Origin of the sequence: Lysinibacillus sp. FW12 (assembly GCF_050817245.1) — a bacterium.
Lineage (GTDB): Bacteria > Bacillota > Bacilli > Bacillales_A > Planococcaceae > Lysinibacillus > Lysinibacillus irui.
Genome location: NZ_CP139094.1, coordinates 2,309,712 through 2,331,610, shown reverse-complemented (window position 1 = coordinate 2,331,610; position 21,899 = coordinate 2,309,712). Strand labels below are relative to the sequence as shown.

Genomic DNA, 21,899 nt, shown 5'->3' with positions numbered 1-21,899 from the left:
GCTGGCTAAACATTTTAAAAACCTGTTTTCAATCATTCTTTGGCTAAGCGTGATTTCGGATGTATTAATTTTCTAAATACGTTCATAATGGAAGGACGATATATAGTGAAAAGAGGACAGATGATTGAAAAAAATAATACTTTTTACCTTACTGTCACTTCCATTCGTTAACTTTTGTTTGATATCTGTGTACGCGAATGAAAACGAGAACAATAACCTAATTAAAATTGTTCAGGCATTTAAGCCTTTAAACTCTGTACTAATAAGTCCCGAAAAACCTTTCTCTACTTACCCAATTCAACTTTATGATTTTAATAAAGATGGGCAAAAAGAGATCATTTTTACTTTTGAAATAAAAGCAATTGAACAACCTTCCCCTTCACAGTACGGAACAATGGTCTTAAAAAAGGACAACGGAATTTGGAGAAAAGTATGGGAAACCAAAGTTAAGGGAGTGGCTTTAAATTTTTCGGGATTGGTAGATATTACTGGTGATGGAACAAAAGAATATTTATTTGGTGTTACAAATGGTGCGGCCATAGGAAGTGAACTCGGAATTTTCAAATGGGCTGGAGAATCATTTGAGAAGATTACTAATATTCCTTATCATAAAATGGACATCATACATGTAAATCAAAAGGTTGGTATAGCAATTTGGCAAATGTATATAGGAGATAGTTATTTAGTGAATGTCCTAAATTGGAATGGTGAAAAGCTAGTTAATGATGAAGCTTTATTCAACCATTATTACCCGAAAATTGAAACGTTTTATCAAAATAAAATCACAAAAATGGACGCCTGGTTTTACTGGTATTGTCTTGCAGATGCCCAAATTAAAGCAAATAAATTAGAAGATGCCTCTACATCTATTCAAAAGGGGATATCACTTGCTAAAAAACTATCCATGTCAGAAGCAGTTCAAGACTTTATTAATTTAACTGAATGCTTAAAAGCAAAAGCAAATAAACAATAGCAACTTCTCAATCAAATCCTTGCTACATGCAAGAAGTGTAGGAGTGGAGGCTTTATTAACAATAAGTGGTATTTGGAATTAACTATTTTTCTCCTATTCCAAAATATCGACAGGAAGAAGGTAGTACGATGAAAACAACAGAAAATTTTACAGATAAGGCTGATATATATGCGAAATATCGCCCTAGTTACCCAAAAGAATATATAGATTATTTGATTGCAGTAAATGAACTAAATGAGGATCGAATTGTTGCCGATATTGGCTCAGGTACAGGTATATTTAGCAGTCTACTACTTGAAAGAGGTCTACATGTTATTGGAGTTGAGCCGAATGATGATATGAGAATGAAGGCAGAGCAATCATTAAAAAAATATCCTCGTTTCAAATCCATAAAAGCAACTGCTGAACACACTACTTTAACAGGAAATAGTGTGGATTTAGTAACTGTTGCGCAGGCTTTTCATTGGTTTGATAAAAAAGCATTTAAAATAGAATGTCAACGAATAGGAAAACAAAAGTCAAAAGTTGCTCTTGTGTGGAATAGCAGGGATTTAACTAATCCAATTATTAAAGAGAATGCCGCAATTTGCCAAAAGACTTGTTCAAATTTCAACGGATTTAGTGGTGGAATGGAAGAAACACCAGAGGTATTTACTAGCTTTTTTAAGGATGGACAATATGAGTTTAAAAAATATGAAAATGAATTGCTTTTTGATTATGAAGGTTTCTTAGGAAGGAATTTATCAGCGTCCTATGCTCCGAAAAAAAACGACGGGGAATATCAAACTTTTGTTTTTCTTCTAACAGAGTTATTTGAAAAATACAGTAAGAATGGTAAAATTGTTCTCCCAAACATTACACGAAGCTATCTAGGCAATGTCTAGACATCAAAAGAGTTGATTCAAAAGGAAACCCCCAATACTCATTTTAAGTGAATATTGGGGGGAAGTATCACTAACGTTTATTTTCATTTTGAATGCGGCTAAAGTCTACTTCCTCAGCGAACTCTTCTCTGTTCGCACGCTCTCTGTTAGCATTTTGATTTTGATTCTGCTGTTTTTTGTTATCTTGAGTCTTATTATTTTTATGTTTGTTATTACCCATTATCATCTCACCTCCACTATTAGTGTGAGTGGAAGATGATTTTTTATCCGCAAAACTTACAATTTAAATTATAGCTGAAGAATACTTTCCGCTATTTCCATCTAACTTGTAAAATTAAAGAAATAGGTGAGGACCAACTATGCTATTAAATGATTATATGAATGAACATTTTCCTCAATTAATACTTAGACCACCTTTGTTTTATAACGGGGAAATCGGCATACGGTTCGAGCTAGGATCAGACAACTATTATGAAGAAAATAATTATATGCAGGAGGTTTATCAAAGGGCCATCACGCTGTTTGAATCACTTCATTTCCAAGACGAGGAAATTTTCATTGTCGTAGATGTGAATGATTTTGGAGATAGCAAAACCTATAAGCACAAAGCAAGGATTTTTTCTCCATATATCCGTAGTCGATCACTCTTATATACTTTGAAGCATACAGAAATGTCTTATATTTTCCCTGAAGATAATGAGGAGGGAAAATGCAAAACAAATAGGTTTACTCTACAATGTAAAGTATCTGATGTGAAGTACATTCCTTTGTTAAAAGCACTATGTAATCAGGGTTTAGGAATCCAACCAAATATTATTCATAGGATTTATTTTATTAATATCAAAAGGAAAACCATCTTTCACATTTACGATGATCGAGGATGTGATTTGCTTGCTACGTCGTCTGAATCAATACGTGACATTTATTTTACATACAATGATTGGATATTGGATTACGACAGAGACGAAATAGATAAAGTGTTTAAATAATTCCTTATTGAAATATTCAAAGCAACACAGGAAATTGGCGTAATATCTCTTTAGAGGTGAAAAATGTATACCGATAATGAAATAAGGATATAAGATGTAGGAAGTTGTAGAAAGATGATGTTATTAATAAAGTGAAATTTACAATATATTTTTTGAGGTGAAAAATGGACTCTTTCGAATTAAACAAATCCAAATACATTGTCGCTGATATCAAAGACATTTTACATCATAAGCTTAATCTTGTTAAACCGTTAACTCACGATGAGATCAAACAAATAAATCTCGTTAATCCTCCTGTTTTCGATAGTGAGAAATATCTCATAAAGGAACAATGGTTATATCGTATGGATATTGGAGAATGGGAAGATGTGGAGATTATTATTCAAGGGAGCAATGAAAACCCTGATATGGCTTTAATCGAACTAGCAGAAAAAATTTTCGAGGAACTCCATCTACATATAAGCCGTTCATTAAACTATCTACAGAAATTTTTTCCTACTCAAGAAATGAAGCATTACTATCTATCCACAATAAGTTTTGGAAAGATGGTGAATGTTGACGATTATCTATTTACAGGGTTTAGTTTAGCTTTTATTTATGATGGTCATTTTGAGTTTCAGTATAAAGTGAAATGTAAAGAGGATGGATGGCCTATTGGTTTTGAAGGTGGGCCACTCTAATCATCAAAAACCATTTAACTTATTATTTTAATGATTTATAAGTTGTATTAAAAAGAGAAGTTATACTTAAAGAAAAGAGTTGCCTAGGCAGCTCTTTTTAATCTTTTATTAGGTATGTATGTTATTTACTTTAATGTCCTTTGATAGTCTCATATATACCAAAATTAGTAGCATTATGTTTCAAACTATTTTCTCTATTATTATTAGGACAACTATTATCGATACTTAGAAAACCCTTCACTGATTGGCCGAACATATCCATGAAAGACAGGATTATTAGAAATAAGTTCATTCCTGGGTCAATTCCGAACCAAGTAATCTGTGAAAATATCAGTTGCCACACAATGAAGTTCTCTAAAATAAATTCAAAATTTTTGAACGAATTGAAGAATTGCTCAGTCTAATGAAGGAAGGAGGCGAGAAGGATGAAATTTGAAATAGAACAACGTGCTATACAAGGTGATCATGAAGCGATACTTACGCTTATTGAAATGGATGAAGATATTTTATATCGCATGGCCATTACATATATGAAAAATGAGCAAGATGCTTTAGATGTGATGCAGGAGCTTGTATATAAGGCACTGAAAAAAATGCATACCGTTAAGCAGCACGAATATGCCAGAACATGGCTTGTTCGAGTCTTAATTAATTGTTGTAAAGACCATTTACGAAAACGCCAACCCACTGTTCCTATTGAGGAATACCATCTTTCTGAATGGGTCATCTATTCAGATATGGAGAGATTATTAGAACATCTATCTTTGTCGGAGCAGCAACTCGTCTATATGAAATATTTCCAGCAACTAAAAAATAAAGAAATTGCGGAGCTAAATCAAATACCTGAGGGTACTGTAAAGTCGAAGCTTCATCACATTTTAAAAAAGCTTAGACACTTTGCTAGAGAAAAGGAGGACTGGCTGTGAGTAAACCATTAATTGACGTTCCTAAGGAGAAGCTTCAACAAGTTCGAATAGACATGTTTCGTAAAGTTCAACGAGAAAAAAGAATAAAGAATCGCATTGTTTCGGTTACATTTATCTCCATGCTTTGCCTAAGCCTTATCTTTTCAATTCGCATTTCTCCAACGATTGCCAGCCAAGTTGCAAAAATACCTGGCTTTCAGGCAATTGTTTCAGCGATTGCAATAGATAAAGGAATAAGAGATATAGTGGATCATGAATATTTTGAAGAAATCAATGTGACGCAATCTAGAAAAGGTCTATCACTTACATTACAGGGCGTGATTGCTGATAAATCAGGATTGGTACTGTTTTATGACGCCGATGCCTCGTTTGATATGTCAAAATTAAACTTAGAGAAAGTTCAATTGTTTCAAGGGAATGAGGAGATTGAATGCGGCTGTACGTTTATTAGAAATGCAAGCAACCAAACATATATTTCGTCATCAGTGGAATATAATTTTTTAGAGCCTATTGCCTATACTTCAAAGGATTTTAAAGCAGTGTTTTACTTTAGTGATGAAGAGAAGGGAAACATTAAAATTACTTTACCATTTTCGCTGAAAAACGAGGTCGCAGAGGAGAAAATTTTTACTGCGAATCGTACGATAGATGTCAATGGACAGAAATTTACGATTACACAAATTCGCCGTTCTCCTTTAAAAGTGGCACTCGATATTGAGCTTGCCAAAGATAATACAATGCAAATATTAGCGCTGGATGATGTTGCCGTCATGACAGAAAGCGGTGAGCGCAGAGATAGTATTATAAATGGCATTTCAAAAGGCGGAAATATTCGCGATGGCAAATTTACGCTCTATTTGCAAAGTAACTATTTCGATGATCCTGCATCACTGAAGGTTATGATTGGAGCGGTTCATGCAGTGCCAAAGGGTGAGGATTTTGTTGAAGTTGATTTTAGCACAAAAGAAATACTCACAAAGCCTACGTATTTTAATGAAGACCTTTCCGCAGCGCAGCAAAGTGTATCAGTTAAGATTAATAAGGATAATAAAGGCAAATTTTTAATGTTCTCTGATGCCATAAAAGAAGATGGTACGCCGTTAGAAATTAAAGGTGTGACAATTTCAAGAGACGAACAGTACGTAATGGAGACGACCCAATTTGAAGACTATACTGGGAAGGCAAAAATATATTTAAACTATTACACCAATCCTATCGGGAACAATATTGAAGTAAACATTCCATTACAATAAAGTGCGGCTATTTAATAAGAAGAACATTTTAAACTTATGTCTTACTATAATCAGAGAAGTTTTTTTTGACCAATTACTCTCAATTATAATAATTTGTCTAAAGGTTCTTGTCCAAAAATAAAGACAAGAATCCTTTAGACATTTTTTATTTCTTCTATTGTTTTGTTTATAGAATAATCAATAGCTAAACTCAAAATCTGCAAAAATAAAGGGAAATTTTGAGAGGAAATGAAAATTTTTTCGTTATAGTAGTAGGGAGGTGATACAAATGGAGATGGATGAAGTCATTACACGAGTTAAAAATGGTGAAAGTCATCATTTTGCACATATTGTAAAACATTATGAGCAGAAAATTTTTACTACAGTCATCAGAATAGTAAAAAATCGTGCTGCAGCTGAAGATATCGTTCAAGATATTTTTATAAAAGTTTTTTATAGCCTACATAAATATAAAAAAATAGGCTCCTTTAATGCCTGGCTATACCGAATTGTAGTCAATAATTGTTTCGATTATTTACGGATTCAAAAGATACAAACGATGCAAATCGACAGTAATGTAATGGATAATCGTTATCCGGAAAAAGTATTGTTGCTACACGAAAGAAATGAGCAGTTAGAAAAGCTTTTACAACAATTGGATGAAACAGAGTACATGGTATTGTTACTGAAATATGTAAATGAGCTAAGCTATGATGAAATAAGTGAAGTGCTTCAGATTTCTTTAAATGATGTTCGTAACAAGCTACACAGAAGTAAGAGAAAACTTAGGTCCATCACAATGACAAAAGGAGGTTATTTTTATGAAATGTGAACCAATTTTGTTAGAAGATTATGTAGAAGGTTTTTTAGATGAGGATGAACAAAAGAAAATAGAAGATCATTTACAATTCTGTAAAAATTGTCAATGTGAATATGAGCAACTATTAAATGAGCAAAACATCTTATTTGCACAGCTTAATATACCTAAAATAACAAGTAGCAAAGAGGATGCTATTATGCACCATATTTACACTGATACAAAGCGGAAAAAATCCTGGTATACTTTAAAAATTTCTGTAATCAGTGTTGCCGTTATTATACTTAGTTTTACGTTTTATTATTGGCACCGTCCACCGATTGAAGTCACACAACAAGTGGATGAGCCAACACAATTAGTAGAAACGAGTAGTAGTGAGCAAGAAGAACATTTAGATAGTAAGCAAGTCTTAAATTACAATGAGCCATTCCTAGATGTTTCTATTGATAAAGTTGTCGAGAATGGGGAAAACATCGATATTCATTATCGAGTTAAATTTAAAGAACAGTATCAGAGAGATCAAGATAATGTATATAAGCAACTTTTAAATAAATATCAAGATATAGAAGTGGCCAACTCACATAAAGTGGATGAAGCACAAGACGACTTTTTCGGAAGTGTAAAATCAAATGTTCGATTTTCCATACGAGATAAAGAAGGGCAATTAATTATCACTACTAAACGAATAGATGGAGAACAACCAATGATTTCAAACTTTTCAGCTAGTGGTGGCGGCACAGCTATATTGGGTGAAATGATTTATACGACATCTGTCCCGAAGTATACTAACCCTGCTACGTTTGAAGTACTTCAAATGGAAGCATTTGTGTTCGATTTATTTGAGACAGAAGTAGATACTGCACATATACAGCCATTTCAATTTAATAATGCTACTTACACCATTGATTCATTAGAAATCAAACAACGTACACTTTATATAGCGATCTCTACAGAGGGAGAGCCTGAGATGCTGGCATCTGATTGGCATCTGGCGATTGATAATCGTTTAATTGGTTATAATTCTGCCTCTTCAGATTACATTAACAATCGTACGGTTTATAAATTACAGTTTGAGAATTTCGAACAAATCCCAGCTAATTTAAAGCTAGTGCCATCAACTGTAATAATCAAAAAACAAATTGATCCAATCGTATTTGATTTACACTAAAAAAGCCCACATAAATACAAGTTAACCTTCCATAGGTTAACTTGTTTAGCTAATCAGAATCATAACTGTTAATCATTCTTTTTTTGGAATGTACTAGGCATGACGACAAGAACTACTGTACCGCGAGCACAGAGCGTATCTTCAGCGTACACTTCGGTTTCAACCTTCCATCGTTTCGGATGAATTTCTTCAACAGTACCAATTGCTTTTAATGGGACGTGTTGCGGAGTCGGTTTTAGGAAATCTACATTCAGGTTAGCCGTTACAAATCTTGGTGGCTCTGCTCCATCACCAATTTCATGTCCATTTTTACGATGCAACGCAAGCGCAGCAGACCCTGATCCATGGCAATCAATTAAAGATGCAAGTAAACCACCATATAAAAAACCAGGAATACCCATGTATTTTGATTCAGGTGTAAAGATGGTAACTGTCTTATCTCCTTGCCAACCAGTTCGAAGGTGATGACCATCCTTATTCAGGCGACCACACCCATAACACCAAGCGAAATCGTCTGGATAAATATCTTGTATTGCTTTTTCTACTATGAATTCTTCCATTCTACTTCCTCCTCAATACTAGTAGTCTTCAACATAAGTTTTCTAAGGAGCGTTATTATAAAAGTAGTTTAAGTATAACGATAATATTTCAACTATTCAATTAATAAAAAGAAAGGATTTCAATTATTGGCACATCACGTTTTAAGAAAATTAAATATATCTGTCTTTGAAATAAATGCAATCACCAGCCATTTTATATTGTGTCATTTCGCTATTTTTGAAATAATTGTTATTACTTAGGGGAAAGGGAGGTAGATAACTTGAGTTATCAAATTATAACATTACCAGCCTATCGGGCAGTAGGATTAAAATGGGAGGGAACGTTCTCTGAAATTGTACCTCATTTAAAAAATATCATTCAACAAGTTCAAGACCGTGCCGATGAGCTAGAGAATAGGGTGAATCCTACTATTCAATTAGGTTTGTCTTATCATGTAATTGACAATGGATTCACACATTACGCGGTGTATGAAGTGAGTGAGGAGCAGGAAATTCCTGAGGGAATGATTGAAATATCGGTTCCTGAATGGACGTATGTGAAGACAACACATAACAAAGGAGAAGATATTCAAAAAACCTATACGGACTTACATCAATGGTTAGTTGATAGCGACTATACCGCATATAGAGAAGCTGGTGTAGATTACTCTGATCCTTACATGCCGATTAAGCATGAACATTATCCAGTTGATCAAGATCCGAACGATCCACATTTTGATATTTATATACCGATTGTAAAAAAATAGTGTTTTCTTAAATACAATCAGGCTCATAAAAAAGAATCCGTTTTGATTAATTTTCTATCAGAACGGATTCCTTTTATTATTTAATAAAGAACACGCCATAAATAAAAGGTAGCGTATGATTCCCAGTTTTTCCATGGACACGATAATTCTACTATTTCATCTTTCGTAGGTTTACGGTCCATATTCCGTATTAGTTTTATCGAATTAATAAGACCCACATCATCGATTGGAAAAGCTGTCTGGAACCTAAGGCAGCGCATTAGAACATAATTGGCTGTCCAAGGACCGATGCCTCGTAATTTAAGTAAGCTTTTTTCAGCATCCTTAAAGCTCATGTTCATTAGTTGTTCCCTCGATAATGCTCCATCTGCCATTAATTTAGCAATACCAATGATATATTCACTTTTTTTTACAGTCATTTTAATATCCGCTAAGTCGGTAGGTGTTAATTGTGCAATTTGTTCGTACGAAGGGAAAACCCAATACTTTTTACCATTCCATTCGACTGAATCCCCATATTTTTCTACGAATTGCCTCTTTAAGGAGTACGCAAAGGATAAATTAATTTGTTGCCCTAAAACTCCCCAGCATAAAGCTTCAAATAAATCAGGAATACCGATCACTCGCAATCCATAAAATTTTTGAGCAGGCATTTTAAGTAATGGGTCTGTTTTTGCCATTTCAAAAAATGAGGTTAAATCGTTATTTAGATCAAACCACTCATAAATATAGTTCACAACCTCTTCTCTTTTCCACTTTTCAATAGGTCTAGAATCATTTAATAAATGAACATTCATTTGTTTATTATTCATTACATTTATCTGAACTAAGGACCGAATTTCCGCGATAGCTATAACTTTTGTTATGACATCGTTCTCTATAGCATACATGCATTCATTTTTTTCCCTTGTTAGATAGCCTAGGTTTGCATCCTTATCAAAATCATCGGGTAATGTAATAACTATCACATCATTGACTTCATCCCATGTCACATTTCATTCTCCTCATCTTATTAAGAGTAATTTTACTTTACCACATCATAATCTTTCTTTATTTTGTTATCTTGCTATTACATTCTAAACACCTTATTTTTTTAGAATGATGGGGTTATAGTGTTATTTATCAAGAATGCTAACTAGGAGTGGATAAAGGTGGTCCAAGATATTAGAACACGCGTTGCAAACTTAAATTGGAAATTAATTCAAAATGAATTAGATGAGCAAGGATTTGCAAAGCTTCCAGTGATTTTAACAAAAGAGGAATGTGAGCACTTCATAGAATTGTATTGTCAGGAAGATCCATTCCGAACAACCATCAATATGAAGAGATACCGCTTCGGGAGTGGAGAGTACAAATATTTTACCTATCCATTACCTGAAATCATCCAAAGTTTAAGAGAGTCTTTTTATTTTGAATTGGCCAAAACAGCCAATCGATGGTTAGGTTATTTCAAGAAATCAAAACAGTTTCCAGATCATCTTCAAGATTTTTTAAACATCTGTGAAAAATATGACCAAATTAGACCGACACCTTTACTATTAAAGTATGAAACGGGTGGGTTTAATTGTTTGCATCAAGACTTATATGGTGACGTATTTTTCCCGTTTCAAGTCGTATTTGTGTTAAATCAACGCGATCATGACTTCTGCGGTGGAGAATCTCTATTAGTGGAACAAATTCCTCGTGCTCAGAGCAGGGGACATGTCATTACACTAGAACAAGGGAGTGCGCTAATTTTCCCTACTAACCATAGACCCGTTCTAGGTAAAAAAGGATATTACAAAAATACAGTTCGGCACGGAGTAAGCACAGTTACTTCTGGAGAACGATACGGTCTTGGAATCATTTTTCATGATTCTAAATAAAAATAAAACTTCAATATCTTGCTATTTAATCTCCGGAATTATACATTCTGGATGGATAGAGAGTAAAATTGGAAGGAGAGGTGAGATTAATGACGGATCGTATAAATAACGGACATAAACAGATTTTAATAGATGGAGAAATGATGACGGATGAGAAGTGGCAAGCCATTATTAATAATGATACAGCATACAATAATCAATTTTTTTATGCAGTAAAGTCGACAGGTACATTTTGCAAACCATCCTGTAAATCCCGTGTTCCGAAAAAAGAAAATGTATATATTTTTCAAAACGCAGAACAAGCTCTCCGTGCAAATTTTCGCCCTTGTAAACGCTGCAAGCCCACTAATGAAAATCTGCCTGATAGCGAGTGGGTTGATTTAATTACTGCATACATTGATCAACATTTCACAGAAAAATTAACCCTCGATTCGTTAGCAAGTATTTGTCATGGAAGTCCTTATCATATGCATCGGACATTTAAGAAGATTAAAGGCATTACGCCTGTTGAATATATACAACAAGTTAGAGTGCACACGGCTAAAAAGATTTTAATTCAGACAAATAAAGCAATTGGAGATATCGCCATAAGTGTGGGTATGACTAATACGCCTTATTTTATTACTTTATTTAAAAAGAAAACTGGACTGACTCCCGCACAATTTCGTCAAATGAGTAAAACGGAGGAAAAGTACAATGAAAACAAAAATTAAACCAACCCTATATATGTCTTTACTACAGTTTCGGAATTGGAAGCTTTATATTGCTGCAACTTCAAAGGGTCTAGTCTTTGTCGGTTCACAGAACAAGCCAAATGAGGAATTGTTCGAATGGGCTAAGAAACGCTTACCAGGAAGTCCTCTTGTCAAAGATGATGAAAAGCTTGAACCCTATGCGGTTGAAATCATTCAGTATTTAGAAGGAAAGCGGAAAACCTTTTCTGTTCCATTTGACTACATCGGTACGCCATTCCAGCTAGCAGTCTGGCAGGCACTTTGCGACATTCCTTATGGACAGACGAAATCCTATTCCGACATTGCCGATACTATAAATAAGCCTGCTGCTGTTCGTGCTGTAGGAGCGGCAATTGGGGCTAATCCGGTATTAATTACTGTACCGTGCCATCGCGTAATTGGGAAGAATGGCACGTTAACTGGCTATCGTGGTGGATTAGAAATGAAGACACAGCTCCTGGATTTGGAAAAGCGAGCTTCTTCTAGTAAGGTGTAACGCTATGAATGGAGGTACCCACATGAAACATGAATTATTTTATAAAAATCCGAAAACCATTCTGAATAAAGGGACTGGCTTTCTTTCTGGATATACACATTCACTAAATCCTTATACAGGCTGTTCTTTTGGATGCTCCTATTGTTATGTACGCGAAATGCCTGTCTCTCTTTTTCGAGAAGGAGAATGGGGGAATTGGGTCGATGTGAAAAACGGAGCAGCGAATGTATTGAAAAAAGAGCTCCATCGCGCCAAAACGAAAGGGAAAGTAACCATTTTTATGTCATCCAGTACAGACCCATACCAACCAATTGAGCATAAGGAAAAAGTGACGCGCTCTTTACTAGAAGTGATGCTAGAAGATCCCCCTGATTTTCTATTAGTACAGACGAGAAGCCCGCTTGTCAGTCGAGACATCGATTTGCTGCAACAATTTAAAGATAAAGTTCGAGTAAGTATGACGATTGAGACCGATTCAGAAACGATACGTAAGCATTTTACACCAAAAGCGCCCCCAATCCAGGCACGCTTTAAGACATTGGAAAAATTAGCGGCTTCGGGCATACCAACCCAAGTGGCTATCGCTCCCATCTTACCAAGTGGAGACTATTTCCCTGTGAAATTAAAGCCATTTGTCGATCGTATCTGTATCGATGACTACTTCATGGGCGACGGCAGTGGAGGAAAACGTACAAAGAGACTTGGTATAGAGAACAAATATACCCAACTTGGACTAGAAGAATGGTATGGACCACATGTAATAAAAAAAGTATACAACCGCTTTATTGAAGTCTTTCCAGAAAATCAAGTTTACGTGAGCCAGGCTGGGTTTGAGCCATAAAAAATACGAAATTCTTTCGGGCAGCCTTCATAACCATTCTTGATAATGATTGAAAAATTTATTCTTAGAGTATATTATGTCACACTTCCTTTTTACGAAAATTTTTATTTATTGATACAAAAATATTCGTATTTAATCCACTAAAATGCGATTTGTCCATCGTCTGGATACACCCCAAATTGAGTTAAACACGAACATTGAAATTGAAAGCAATGAAAAGTAATGATTCATTTGGAAATATTCAGAACTATTTGTCTAGCAAAAACGTCTAAATGCTAAATAAGCAGGGCTTTCGAATAATACCCTAGTAACCTCGAATTGGCATCCTCACCATATGAAAAGAATGTTGAAAAGAGATGTTCCATAGCAGCATAACGGGTGAATTATATAAGTTGAGATGCTTATTAGAACGAAGGAAGGGAAATGATGAAGATGAAAAGGGGTAATTTAAAGTGGATAACTTTTATTGGCCTAGGTGTGGCACTTCTAGCGATTGTAGGATTTAGTATATGGGACTCGGCAGAAAAGTCCAAGGAAGTTCAACAAATCGAGTTAGAATTAGGTTTTAAAGTTCAAGTAATGGATAGACAATCACACGGTCCATTGCGTGCGGCAACAAGAACATACCTAGTGAAACAAGTAGATGATAAGAAAAGCGATATAGAATACTTATTATATTTGAATGAAGAAGATAAGATCGAACATTGGGCTATGGTTAAAAACGGAAAGACCATCAAACCCTCTAACTGAAGAAGTTAGATCATTTTTAAATGGACATAAAAAACGCGAATCTAATGCATTACGGTTTTTACTTAGGAAAACGAGTTCTATTGATAAATAAGCTTCAGAGGATGCTAGAAGCGGAATTAAGCGCTGGTGAAGAGACATATAAATAAGGAGTTTTTGTGTTTGGTAGACATATTACTTTTCAGTGCAGGAATAATACATTATACTCATTCGCTTCAAAAAAATAATAATATACAAAAGAATGGGGTAAAATCTTTGATGTACGTTATCTTAAATGACAACTAAAACAGGAGTGTTTGAAATGGCATATTTATTACAAGTTGATTTTCCGTTTGAAGGACCTTTTGGTGAAGAAATGGCCAAAGGGTTTTGGGATGTAGCAAAAAGTATTAACGAAGAAGAAGGGTTCCATTGGAAAATATGGACAGAAAGTCAAGATACAAAAGAAGCTGGAGGTATCTATGTATTTGAGGAAAAACAAGATGCCGAAAAATATGCTGACATGCATAAAGCAAGACTTCAATCGTTTGGTATTAAAGATATTCGAGTAAGAATTTTTGACATAAATGAAAAGCTAACAACAATGAATCACGGTTATGTTAAGTAATGATGGAAAGGGTAAAGCATACTACTTTACCTGTGTAAACAACCGTCCGAGCTAAAAGGAAACTAGAAAAGATTAAACAGGGTTGAATAGTTAGGGAAGTAGGACTATCTTTTTTGATGGTCTTTTTTAATGAATTTATAAAACGAATTGAGCAGATCTATTAGAGTTGTTTAGAAAGCAGGTATTTCTACTCGTTTATCATTTTATAGTTTTGACTAGCATGAAGTAGGATCCATCCACCATCATCTGTTTTACAATAAGTCCATTCGTTTAATTGCTTAATGCCTGTGCTCTTGAATAAAGCAGAGAATTATTCATTAAAATATCAAGACGGTCAAATACATATCTAATAGGAAATTTAGCTCCAAAATCATAAAAAAGTTAACTGACATAGGTATGAACAATTTCTGTTGTAATACCATTGGGAAGTTCTAATTGCTAGGAAGACGTAAGTAGACGTAACCAATATATCCTCCACACCAAGTGAATTTAGTTTACATAATATAACTGACAAAAATCTAACTTAAGCAAAATTGATGCAGCAAGAAGAGAAGCGCTATTTAGGAATTAGGGGGTAATTTTACAAAAAAAAAGCAGCGTCGTCACACGCTACACCAAACTAATGAACATTATTAGGATGTATATCCATATTACTTAATATGTGAGCTAACAATAATAAGTGTTATTCCCGTAAATAAGCAAATGATTCTCGCCACAGGAATTTTATCAGCTAGTCCAAATAATGCAATTGCCGTCGTTACGATTAAAACTGTTGGGCCAACCAAAGCAAGCATTGTATTAATATAGAGTGCTTTTTCTAAATTATTCAACTTTAGCATCAACAATCCAGCACTTACTTCAATGCTTCCAGACAATACACGTAAAATAACCATTGCCAAAACCGATTTATCAATAATTGTCATCATCCTATCTTTATAGATAATTTTTGAATATATATTATAAATCCATATTAGGATAATTATAAACTTCTGTTTGAATGAAATACTAAAATCAATATATGTATGATTCGTATCGAATATTCTTGTTATATTATCCTTTATAGTATTAATTTAGATGTTTGTAGCAAACTAGAAAACGCTAGAAAAAGATATGGTAGACTATATAAATTTGAGATTCATATACATACATCTGCTTCTTCATATCAAATACACAAGATAATAAATAATAGTAAAAAACCTCTTTAGAATTTAGGTGGAAGAGCATTGATAATTTAAGATAAATGATCAAGCTTATATTAAATCGAGCGGGTATAAAAAGATTTTACATCCGCATCAATTACGAAAGCTATGCAATTTAATAACTGTGTGCCAATTGATGTCATTCAATGTTTACTGGGTCAGAAAAAGAGTGAGACTACAAAGATATATACGTTCAGCTAAGCTGAAAGCCGAGAGAAGGATTACAGTAGATACTTTAATTTAATTTGAATAGAATTAGGACACACATGTAAAAATGTGTGTCTTTTCATTCATTGATGTATATACTCAAGAGGGATTGTGATGTCATTTGATTGCATACAATCCCTTTTGCATTTACATATTGACCTTCCCGATCAGTATTTGCGCTTCATATAAAACATAACCTCTAGCAATTGACATAATCGAAGGGCAAAACAAGCTCTGCTTTTAACCCCTTGCCAATCTCACTTGATAGAATCAAGTATCCCTGATGTGCCTTTGTGATTCTTGCAACCATTGGTAGCCCTAAGCCATGTCCATTGTAGTTAGGACGTTTTCTTTTAGAAGAAAAGGGGAGTTCCAATAGATTAGGTATTTCATTTTGAGGTATACCATTACCATTATCCTCCACGATAAAACTACAGGTCCTATTACTTTCATTAAAGGATGTTTGTAAAATTATCACACAGCCGTCGGGATTATGGTTAATACTATTTTGTATCAGATTAAAAATGGCACGCTTTAGTAGCCGTTCATCACCATTGACTTGAATTCTTTCATCTGAAATTTTCACTTCTATTTTGAATCGTTCATCCAATTCGTTATTTAGAAATTCGGATGCAATTTGTCTTGCCAAAACGGAAAGGCGAATTTGCCTTTTGTTCAATGGCTGCATCTCATATTCTAGCATTGAAACAAGGTTTAAATCACTTACAAGCGATCGTAGATACTCTGCCTGTTTACGGATAACGCTAGCTTGCCTTCTTTGTTCTGAAGGAATATCTATATTTTCTTCCAAATCACTTGCATAGCCAAGTACCATTGAAAGTGGAGTTCGGATGTCGTGTGAAATGCCCGCAATCCAGTTGGCACGTGCTTCATCCCTTTCTTTTAAACTATCATTTTTTTCGCGAAGTAAAGCCGAAGCGCTGTTTACGTTTTGTGCGAGGTCGGCTAATATACCTTTTGGCTCTATAAATGCCTCTTTATCCTCACCTAGAGCTTGTATCCCTTGTGCTAGTGGACGGATAGAGCGAATCAGTCTATAGCCAATAAGAAGAGACAATAATAATGCCAAACCAATATTTATAATAAGTAGAGCAACCATCCTTAATGGTAATGAAGAGACCCAGCTTGTTGGAAGTATATACTGATATTTTGCAAAGCTGTCTTTCGGAAACCCGACAACTACCAACCCTTCAGCATGTTCCCATACAAAAACAGGATAATCCTTTAAATAGCTTTGGGTGAACTTGGCTACTTCGGTTAACGAATAGGTTTTCGGAATTTCGTCTGGGAGCATATAATTCCATGCTACTTGTCCTGAATCATTAATTAACATTGCCCATGCGTGACTTTCCCTTAGTAATTTTACTGTTGTGTTATCTGCAGAATAAGTATTGGACGAGCGATGCAAGCCCTCTGCCACATTTTGAACAATGGCGGCAGGAGAATCCCCTTTGTTCATACCATTGAATATCCAAACACCTAATAGGATAAAGTTAAAAACTAGTAAAAAAGCAGAAATCATCATAGTTGAACCGATAAAACGCTTTAAAATACGTAGTGTGCCTTCCATCACTCCTCTCCCTTTACCATCAGCTTATATCCGAGCCCTCGAATAGTCAGTAAGTATTCAGGTTTAGAAGGATTAGCTTCTATTTTTTCACGAATACGGCGAATATGTACCATTAATGTGTTTTCATAGCCATAATAATCATCTCCCCATGCAGCCTGACAAAGTGCATCGCTTGTGACGATGCGGTTTCGATTGTCATATAGCTTAAACAGCAATGCATGTTCTTTTGCTGTCAAATGATATTGGTTGCCTTCATTCTGAACAATCCCACTTTCAAAATCAATATGATAGTTTCCTAATTGGAATACTGGACGCTGTTCCTGTTTTGGAGGTGAATAAACACGTCTCAAAACTGACGATAGACGGAGAACTAGTTCCCTTGGTAAGAAAGGTTTAACAATGTAATCATCTGCACCTAGTCCAAGTCCTAGCAAACGATCTTCATCTTCACCTCTTGCCGTTAAAAAGAGGACAGGCATATTTGATGTTTGACGTAAGTTCGATAGAAGGGAAAACCCATCGCCATCAGGGAGCATTACATCTAAAATAGCTAGATCAGGTTTCACAGTATGACAAATTTCTAATGCTTCAGCACAACTAGAGGCTTGATAAATCCGTCCGAATCCTTCTTTGCGCAAGAATCCATCTACCATATTCCTTAACTCGTATTCATCATCTACAATAAGCAACTTCTTGTTTTTGATATCATCCATATAAAATCACCCACAATAATTATACAATACTCTTTTCTAAATTCCTTTTATTTTCCAGTAAGTATGATGATTTAAGGTTAGCGTAACCTTCATTTCAGGTTAACGAAAGGTTAAGTTTTTATCTTTGTGAAAAGAACATGGTTAAACAAATTGGAGGAAGATAAAATGAACCAAATAGTTACTACTCAAAATCTTTCTAAACGGTATGGCAGTAAATACTGTGTGAAGGATATAAACTTATCCGTAAGTGAAGGGGATATATTTGGATTTCTGGGGCCAAATGGTGCAGGGAAGTCTACCACACTGAAAATGATATTAGGGTTAATGCGACCTACCGATGGCAATGTAAAAGTTTTTGGAAAGGATTTTGAAGGAAATCGCCAGCTTATTTTGAGTCAAACTGGTTCTCTTATTGAATCCCCATCTTATTATGCACATCTATCAGGACTTGAAAATATGCGCATTGTACAGAGACTTAGGAATATTCCAGAAAAGAATGTATCGGAAGCATTGAAAATTGTTCGATTGGAGAATCAAAAGGATAAAAAGGTAGGACAGTATTCTCTCGGAATGAAGCAACGTTTAGGAATTGCAATGGCATTGTTATCTATTCCAAAGCTATTGATTTTGGATGAGCCAACAAATGGTCTTGATCCTGCTGGTATTGGTGAAATTCGAGAATTGATTAAATCTTTACCCAAACGCTATGGAATGACGGTACTTATCTCTAGTCACCTACTTTCAGAAATTGAGCAGATTGCAACATCAGTAGGGATTATCAACGATGGAAACATGATGTTTCAAGGTAACATGGATGAATTAAAAAACAAAAGCCATCCAAATATCATGATAAAAACACGTAACAATTTGTTAGCAAAAGAATTACTTTCTGATAAAGGCTTCTCTCCTTTTTATCGTGAAGATTCGTTAGTGTTTGGAAACTTAACAGATGAGCAGGTAATACAAATAAATAGAAGTTTAACTTCAGCTAATATCGACGTACTGCGTATTGAGGAAAATAAGAAGAATTTAGAGAGCATTTTCCTAGAAATTACAGGAAAGGGGAGGAGCCTATAATGAACGCGATTCGTCTCGAATTCTATAAATTGCGCCATAAGCATCTTTTTTTGATGATGACACTAATTTTACTTGTAGAAATAACGTGGGCGTTTATGGCAACAAGCATGTCGATTTCCCGTAATCCAGAGATAGCCAAATGGGAAACACTTATGTTGATGCTGTCCACTATGAATGGCCTCTTTTTACCTATTTTATCAGCAATATGCGTCTCCCGCATCTGTGATATGGAACATAAAGGAAAAACATGGAAATTGTTACTAACAATTTCTGTGAAGCGAGGGCACCTCTATGCTGCAAAATATATGTGTGCATGTCTTGTCATGTTGTGGATGTGTATTTTGCAAGTATTCTCTATCAGTGCATTTGGTATTATTAAAGGTTTTAATGACCCAGTACCATTTTTACTACTGGCTCAATTCCTTTCAGGAACAGTTTTGACCAACATGGTTATCATAGCACTCCAACAATGGGTATCAATGGCGGTAAAAAATCAAGCTTTTGCGTTAACTCTTGGTATGATCGGAGGCTTCATCGGCCTGGCAGCTGATTTATTCCCATTTGGAATCCGCAGACTTTTTGTTTGGTCCTATTACTCAGGTCTAAGCCCCATTAAGCAGAACTATGTTAATGAACAAATGCAATTTAGTACACAGGATATAAGTAATTCATTGCCATTGATGTCACTTCTAATCACGGCAGGAATTTTTATCTTTCTAGCTGGTAGTATCCACATATCGAGACAAGAGGTATAAGGAGGATTGACTATGTTAAAACGTTGCATTTCTGCTGAGTGGTTGAAATTACGCCATTCCCGTATATGGATAATACTAATGACTCTTCCAATAATAAGCGTATTGATTGGGAGTGCCAACTTTTATATGAATCAAGGTGTATTGGCGAAAGAATGGTATAGTTTGTGGTCACAGGTGGGTTTATTTTACGGAGAATTTTTCTTTCCCGTACTTATTTCTATTAGCTGTGCGTATATGTGGAGATTAGAGCATTTAAATAAAAACTGGAATATGATGATGACCGCTCCAGTATCGGCAGCTAGTATTTTTTTATCTAAGATGCTAGTTGTCGGTGTACAGCTAATTTTTATTCAAGTTTTGTTTTTTCTTTTGTACCTTATTGGAGGAAAACTGTTAGGGCTAACCTCTGCACTTCCTAGTGAATTATTTGAATGGTTCACTCAAGGCTTGATAGCTAGTCTTACAATTAGTGCTTTGCAATTGTCTCTTTCGATGCGCTTTCGTAGTTTCGCAGTTCCTATTGGTATTGGCTTATGCTTCACTTTTTTGGGCTTGGGCTTGTATGTATTGGATTTAGGAATGTTCTTTCCCTATTCTTTACTAACTATGGGGTTGGGAGTACTAAGTCAATCAGGTTTTTCTTCCCAGAGTGATTATGTTTTATTTTTAATTACTAATTTACTATACATTATTGTCATTAGTTTATTAGCAATCCAATGGATGCGAAAGAAGGATGTCGTTGCTTAAACAATTAAAAGGAAGTGGAAACATGAAAAAGTCTATATTAGGTATTAGCATTGGTCTAATAGTTATTGTTGCATTTTCTATCTTCTTCTATAATCCACATAAGCTTATTCCTGATAATCCTGAAGGGAAATCTCGTTTTTATACTATGATAGGCAATGACGATAACGGTGAAAAGTTAGGCGATAATCAAAGATATAAATACACGTTAGAAGCCTTTGATGAAAGTGGCAAAAAGAAGATTCTTACCTTTAACAGTAGCAAGCAATTACGAAAAGGTGCATATTTAGAATTGTATGTTGCATCATTTCGGGGTGTGACCTATTGGCAGGAGATACAGTTAAATGAATTACCTGAACCAATCAAAAGTAAATATTCTAAGTAAAAAACTGAAAAAGACACTTAGGAGGAATTCTGGAGGCTAGGCAATATAAGTGTGGTATCCCAGACATTAATACGAATACTTAAAGATATGCTAATAAGAAAATTGTAGTTATCGGTAGTGGCCATTCGGATATTAATACCTTATTGGCACTTGCAGAATTACAAACAGAAAATCCAGCAATAAAGCTAGTGTGGATATGCGTAAAAAAGCTGGAGAAGAAGCCTCTGGTGGCGAAGAAAAAGATGCATTAGTAGCACGTGGCGCACTCGGTGTTCGCATTTACGAATTAGTGGATACAGAACAGCTTTTTGATCGATTTTTTATTAAACTAACAAAAATAATTGACAACGCCTATTATAGTACTGTACAGTACTAATTATGACAAGGATAAAATTAATGAATCAAAAACGTGTGATTGAAGTAGCTGCAACATTATTTTTAGAAAAAGGGTTTGCTTATACAAGCATGGATGAATTAGTTCGTGTAAGCAAAGTTTCAAAGTCTAATGTGTATTATCACTTCTCTAATAAGGAAGAATTGTTGGAAGGGGTCGTTGATTATTGGATTGAAATGTATCAATCTGCAATAGATGACTTACTATCTCAAAACCAATTATTAGTTGAAGATCGTATCAAATTGTTTTTAAAGCAAATATCACAAGGAGTTCAGACGAGAGAATATAAGGGGAGCTGTCCATTTATTACCCTTTATATTCAAAGTCCTACAAATGCCACAAAAGTAAAAGAAAAAATAGGTCTTTTTTTTAAAGGCTTACAAACGAAAGTTTCTCTATTCCTTAAACAAGGGGTAGAGAATGGTGAATTTAGAAAGACAATAAATATTGACGAGGTTGCATCTCTTTTTATTACAAATCTTGAAGGAGCGCTATTTATTTCAGAAACACTGGAGGATGCAACTGTAATCATGAAAACAGCAGATCATTTGTTTAACTTGCTTCGGTAA

26 protein-coding genes and 1 pseudogene are annotated in these 21,899 nt (G+C 34.8%); 21 read left to right on the top strand and 6 right to left on the bottom strand.

Going from position 1 to position 21,899, the window contains the following annotated elements; translation table 11 throughout:
- The first annotated feature begins 124 nt into the window (after positions 1–124).
- Both SJW71_RS11945 and SJW71_RS11940 read left to right on the top strand, forming a co-directional pair.
- Entirely contained in the window at positions 125–973 is an 849-nt protein-coding gene (locus SJW71_RS11945) for a hypothetical protein (RefSeq protein ID WP_431810904.1), read from the top strand.
- Positions 974–1,101: 128 nt separating this feature from the next.
- Entirely contained in the window at positions 1,102–1,857 is a 756-nt protein-coding gene (locus SJW71_RS11940) for a class I SAM-dependent methyltransferase (protein ID WP_322610819.1), read from the top strand.
- 70 nt (positions 1,858–1,927) lie between these two features.
- Here the strand turns inward: SJW71_RS11940 and SJW71_RS11935 are convergent, their stop codons facing one another.
- Complete coding sequence (locus SJW71_RS11935; RefSeq protein WP_197278953.1) at positions 1,928–2,077, bottom strand: hypothetical protein; 150 nt, start codon at positions 2,075–2,077, stop codon at positions 1,928–1,930.
- A gap of 139 nt (positions 2,078–2,216) precedes the next feature.
- Between SJW71_RS11935 and SJW71_RS11930 the strand changes: the two genes are divergently transcribed.
- The 6 genes from SJW71_RS11930 to SJW71_RS11905 all read left to right on the top strand — a co-directional run bounded on the left by SJW71_RS11930 (position 2,217) and on the right by SJW71_RS11905 (position 7,669).
- Entirely contained in the window at positions 2,217–2,846 is a 630-nt protein-coding gene (locus tag SJW71_RS11930; protein WP_431810903.1) for a DUF3885 domain-containing protein, read from the top strand.
- A gap of 164 nt (positions 2,847–3,010) precedes the next feature.
- Positions 3,011–3,526 carry a hypothetical protein gene (locus tag SJW71_RS11925; RefSeq protein ID WP_429979000.1) on the top strand — a complete coding sequence of 172 codons (516 nt, stop codon included), beginning with the start codon at positions 3,011–3,013 and terminating at the stop codon, positions 3,524–3,526.
- A 425-nt stretch (positions 3,527–3,951) separates the two neighbouring features.
- A complete protein-coding gene (locus SJW71_RS11920) occupies positions 3,952–4,452 on the top strand; it encodes a sigma-70 family RNA polymerase sigma factor (RefSeq protein ID WP_274793152.1) in 501 nt (166 codons plus the stop codon).
- Complete coding sequence (locus tag SJW71_RS11915; protein ID WP_322605152.1) at positions 4,449–5,705, top strand: DUF4179 domain-containing protein; 1,257 nt, start codon at positions 4,449–4,451, stop codon at positions 5,703–5,705. The genes SJW71_RS11920 and SJW71_RS11915 overlap by 4 nt, the downstream gene beginning before the upstream one ends.
- Before the next feature lie 268 nt (positions 5,706–5,973).
- A complete protein-coding gene (locus tag SJW71_RS11910; protein ID WP_312506667.1) occupies positions 5,974–6,516 on the top strand; it encodes an RNA polymerase sigma factor in 543 nt (180 codons plus the stop codon).
- Positions 6,506–7,669: an anti-sigma factor gene (locus SJW71_RS11905; RefSeq protein WP_431810902.1), complete on the top strand. Its 1,164-nt coding sequence runs from the start codon at positions 6,506–6,508 to the stop codon at positions 7,667–7,669. The genes SJW71_RS11910 and SJW71_RS11905 overlap by 11 nt, the downstream gene beginning before the upstream one ends.
- Before the next feature lie 68 nt (positions 7,670–7,737).
- On the opposite strand, the gene SJW71_RS11900 is transcribed toward SJW71_RS11905, so the two are convergent.
- Complete coding sequence (locus SJW71_RS11900; RefSeq protein ID WP_274793156.1) at positions 7,738–8,229, bottom strand: PaaI family thioesterase; 492 nt, start codon at positions 8,227–8,229, stop codon at positions 7,738–7,740.
- Between the two features lie 260 nt (positions 8,230–8,489).
- Between SJW71_RS11900 and SJW71_RS11895 the strand changes: the two genes are divergently transcribed.
- Positions 8,490–8,975, top strand: coding sequence for a GyrI-like domain-containing protein (locus SJW71_RS11895; protein ID WP_274793157.1), 486 nt, complete (start codon positions 8,490–8,492; stop codon positions 8,973–8,975).
- Positions 8,976–9,055: 80 nt separating this feature from the next.
- Here the strand turns inward: SJW71_RS11895 and SJW71_RS11890 are convergent, their stop codons facing one another.
- Positions 9,056–9,967: a DNA-3-methyladenine glycosylase family protein gene (locus SJW71_RS11890; protein WP_431810901.1), complete on the bottom strand. Its 912-nt coding sequence runs from the start codon at positions 9,965–9,967 to the stop codon at positions 9,056–9,058.
- A 159-nt stretch (positions 9,968–10,126) separates the two neighbouring features.
- On the opposite strand from SJW71_RS11890, the gene SJW71_RS11885 reads away from it, so the two are divergent.
- The 6 genes from SJW71_RS11885 to SJW71_RS11860 all read left to right on the top strand — a co-directional run bounded on the left by SJW71_RS11885 (position 10,127) and on the right by SJW71_RS11860 (position 14,265).
- Entirely contained in the window at positions 10,127–10,840 is a 714-nt protein-coding gene (locus SJW71_RS11885) for a 2OG-Fe(II) oxygenase (protein WP_431810900.1), read from the top strand.
- Positions 10,841–10,929: 89 nt separating this feature from the next.
- Positions 10,930–11,553: a bifunctional transcriptional activator/DNA repair enzyme AdaA gene (locus SJW71_RS11880; protein ID WP_431810899.1), complete on the top strand. Its 624-nt coding sequence runs from the start codon at positions 10,930–10,932 to the stop codon at positions 11,551–11,553.
- Positions 11,537–12,070 (top strand): methylated-DNA--[protein]-cysteine S-methyltransferase, encoded by a 534-nt coding sequence (adaB, locus tag SJW71_RS11875; RefSeq protein WP_312506672.1) that lies wholly within the window; start codon positions 11,537–11,539, stop codon positions 12,068–12,070. The genes SJW71_RS11880 and adaB overlap by 17 nt, the downstream gene beginning before the upstream one ends.
- Before the next feature lie 22 nt (positions 12,071–12,092).
- Entirely contained in the window at positions 12,093–12,911 is an 819-nt protein-coding gene (locus SJW71_RS11870; RefSeq protein WP_322610810.1) for an SPL family radical SAM protein, read from the top strand.
- A gap of 423 nt (positions 12,912–13,334) precedes the next feature.
- Positions 13,335–13,661, top strand: coding sequence for a hypothetical protein (locus SJW71_RS11865; RefSeq protein WP_274793163.1), 327 nt, complete (start codon positions 13,335–13,337; stop codon positions 13,659–13,661).
- Between the two features lie 298 nt (positions 13,662–13,959).
- Complete coding sequence (locus SJW71_RS11860) at positions 13,960–14,265, top strand: monooxygenase (RefSeq protein ID WP_274793164.1); 306 nt, start codon at positions 13,960–13,962, stop codon at positions 14,263–14,265.
- Between the two features lie 650 nt (positions 14,266–14,915).
- On the opposite strand, the gene SJW71_RS11855 is transcribed toward SJW71_RS11860, so the two are convergent.
- The 3 genes from SJW71_RS11855 to SJW71_RS11845 all read right to left on the bottom strand — a co-directional run bounded on the left by SJW71_RS11855 (position 14,916) and on the right by SJW71_RS11845 (position 17,975).
- Positions 14,916–15,191, bottom strand: coding sequence for a YqhV family protein (locus tag SJW71_RS11855; protein WP_274793165.1), 276 nt, complete (start codon positions 15,189–15,191; stop codon positions 14,916–14,918).
- 679 nt (positions 15,192–15,870) lie between these two features.
- The gene (locus SJW71_RS11850) at positions 15,871–17,262 is read right to left on the bottom strand and encodes a sensor histidine kinase (protein ID WP_312506675.1); all 1,392 of its coding nucleotides are present in this window, start codon (positions 17,260–17,262) and stop codon (positions 15,871–15,873) included.
- Positions 17,262–17,975 (bottom strand): response regulator transcription factor, encoded by a 714-nt coding sequence (locus SJW71_RS11845; RefSeq protein ID WP_312506676.1) that lies wholly within the window; start codon positions 17,973–17,975, stop codon positions 17,262–17,264. Before SJW71_RS11845 ends, SJW71_RS11850 begins: the two co-directional genes overlap by 1 nt.
- Positions 17,976–18,140: 165 nt before the next feature.
- On the opposite strand from SJW71_RS11845, the gene SJW71_RS11840 reads away from it, so the two are divergent.
- From SJW71_RS11840 to SJW71_RS11815, 6 genes and pseudogenes are all read left to right on the top strand, one after another.
- Positions 18,141–19,052 carry an ABC transporter ATP-binding protein gene (locus tag SJW71_RS11840; protein WP_312506677.1) on the top strand — a complete coding sequence of 304 codons (912 nt, stop codon included), beginning with the start codon at positions 18,141–18,143 and terminating at the stop codon, positions 19,050–19,052.
- A complete protein-coding gene (locus SJW71_RS11835; RefSeq protein ID WP_312506678.1) occupies positions 19,052–19,807 on the top strand; it encodes an ABC transporter permease in 756 nt (251 codons plus the stop codon). The genes SJW71_RS11840 and SJW71_RS11835 overlap by 1 nt, the downstream gene beginning before the upstream one ends.
- A 12-nt stretch (positions 19,808–19,819) precedes the next feature.
- The gene (locus SJW71_RS11830; protein WP_312506679.1) at positions 19,820–20,554 is read left to right on the top strand and encodes an ABC transporter permease; all 735 of its coding nucleotides are present in this window, start codon (positions 19,820–19,822) and stop codon (positions 20,552–20,554) included.
- Positions 20,547–20,936, top strand: coding sequence for a YxeA family protein (locus SJW71_RS11825; RefSeq protein ID WP_312506680.1), 390 nt, complete (start codon positions 20,547–20,549; stop codon positions 20,934–20,936). Before SJW71_RS11830 ends, SJW71_RS11825 begins: the two co-directional genes overlap by 8 nt.
- A gap of 53 nt (positions 20,937–20,989) precedes the next feature.
- Positions 20,990–21,291 (top strand): annotated as a pseudogene (locus tag SJW71_RS11820) (flavoprotein); the annotation flags it as partial.
- Positions 21,292–21,332: 41 nt separating this feature from the next.
- On the top strand, positions 21,333–21,899 hold the full coding sequence (locus SJW71_RS11815) for a TetR/AcrR family transcriptional regulator (protein WP_048392738.1): 567 nt from the start codon (positions 21,333–21,335) through the stop codon (positions 21,897–21,899).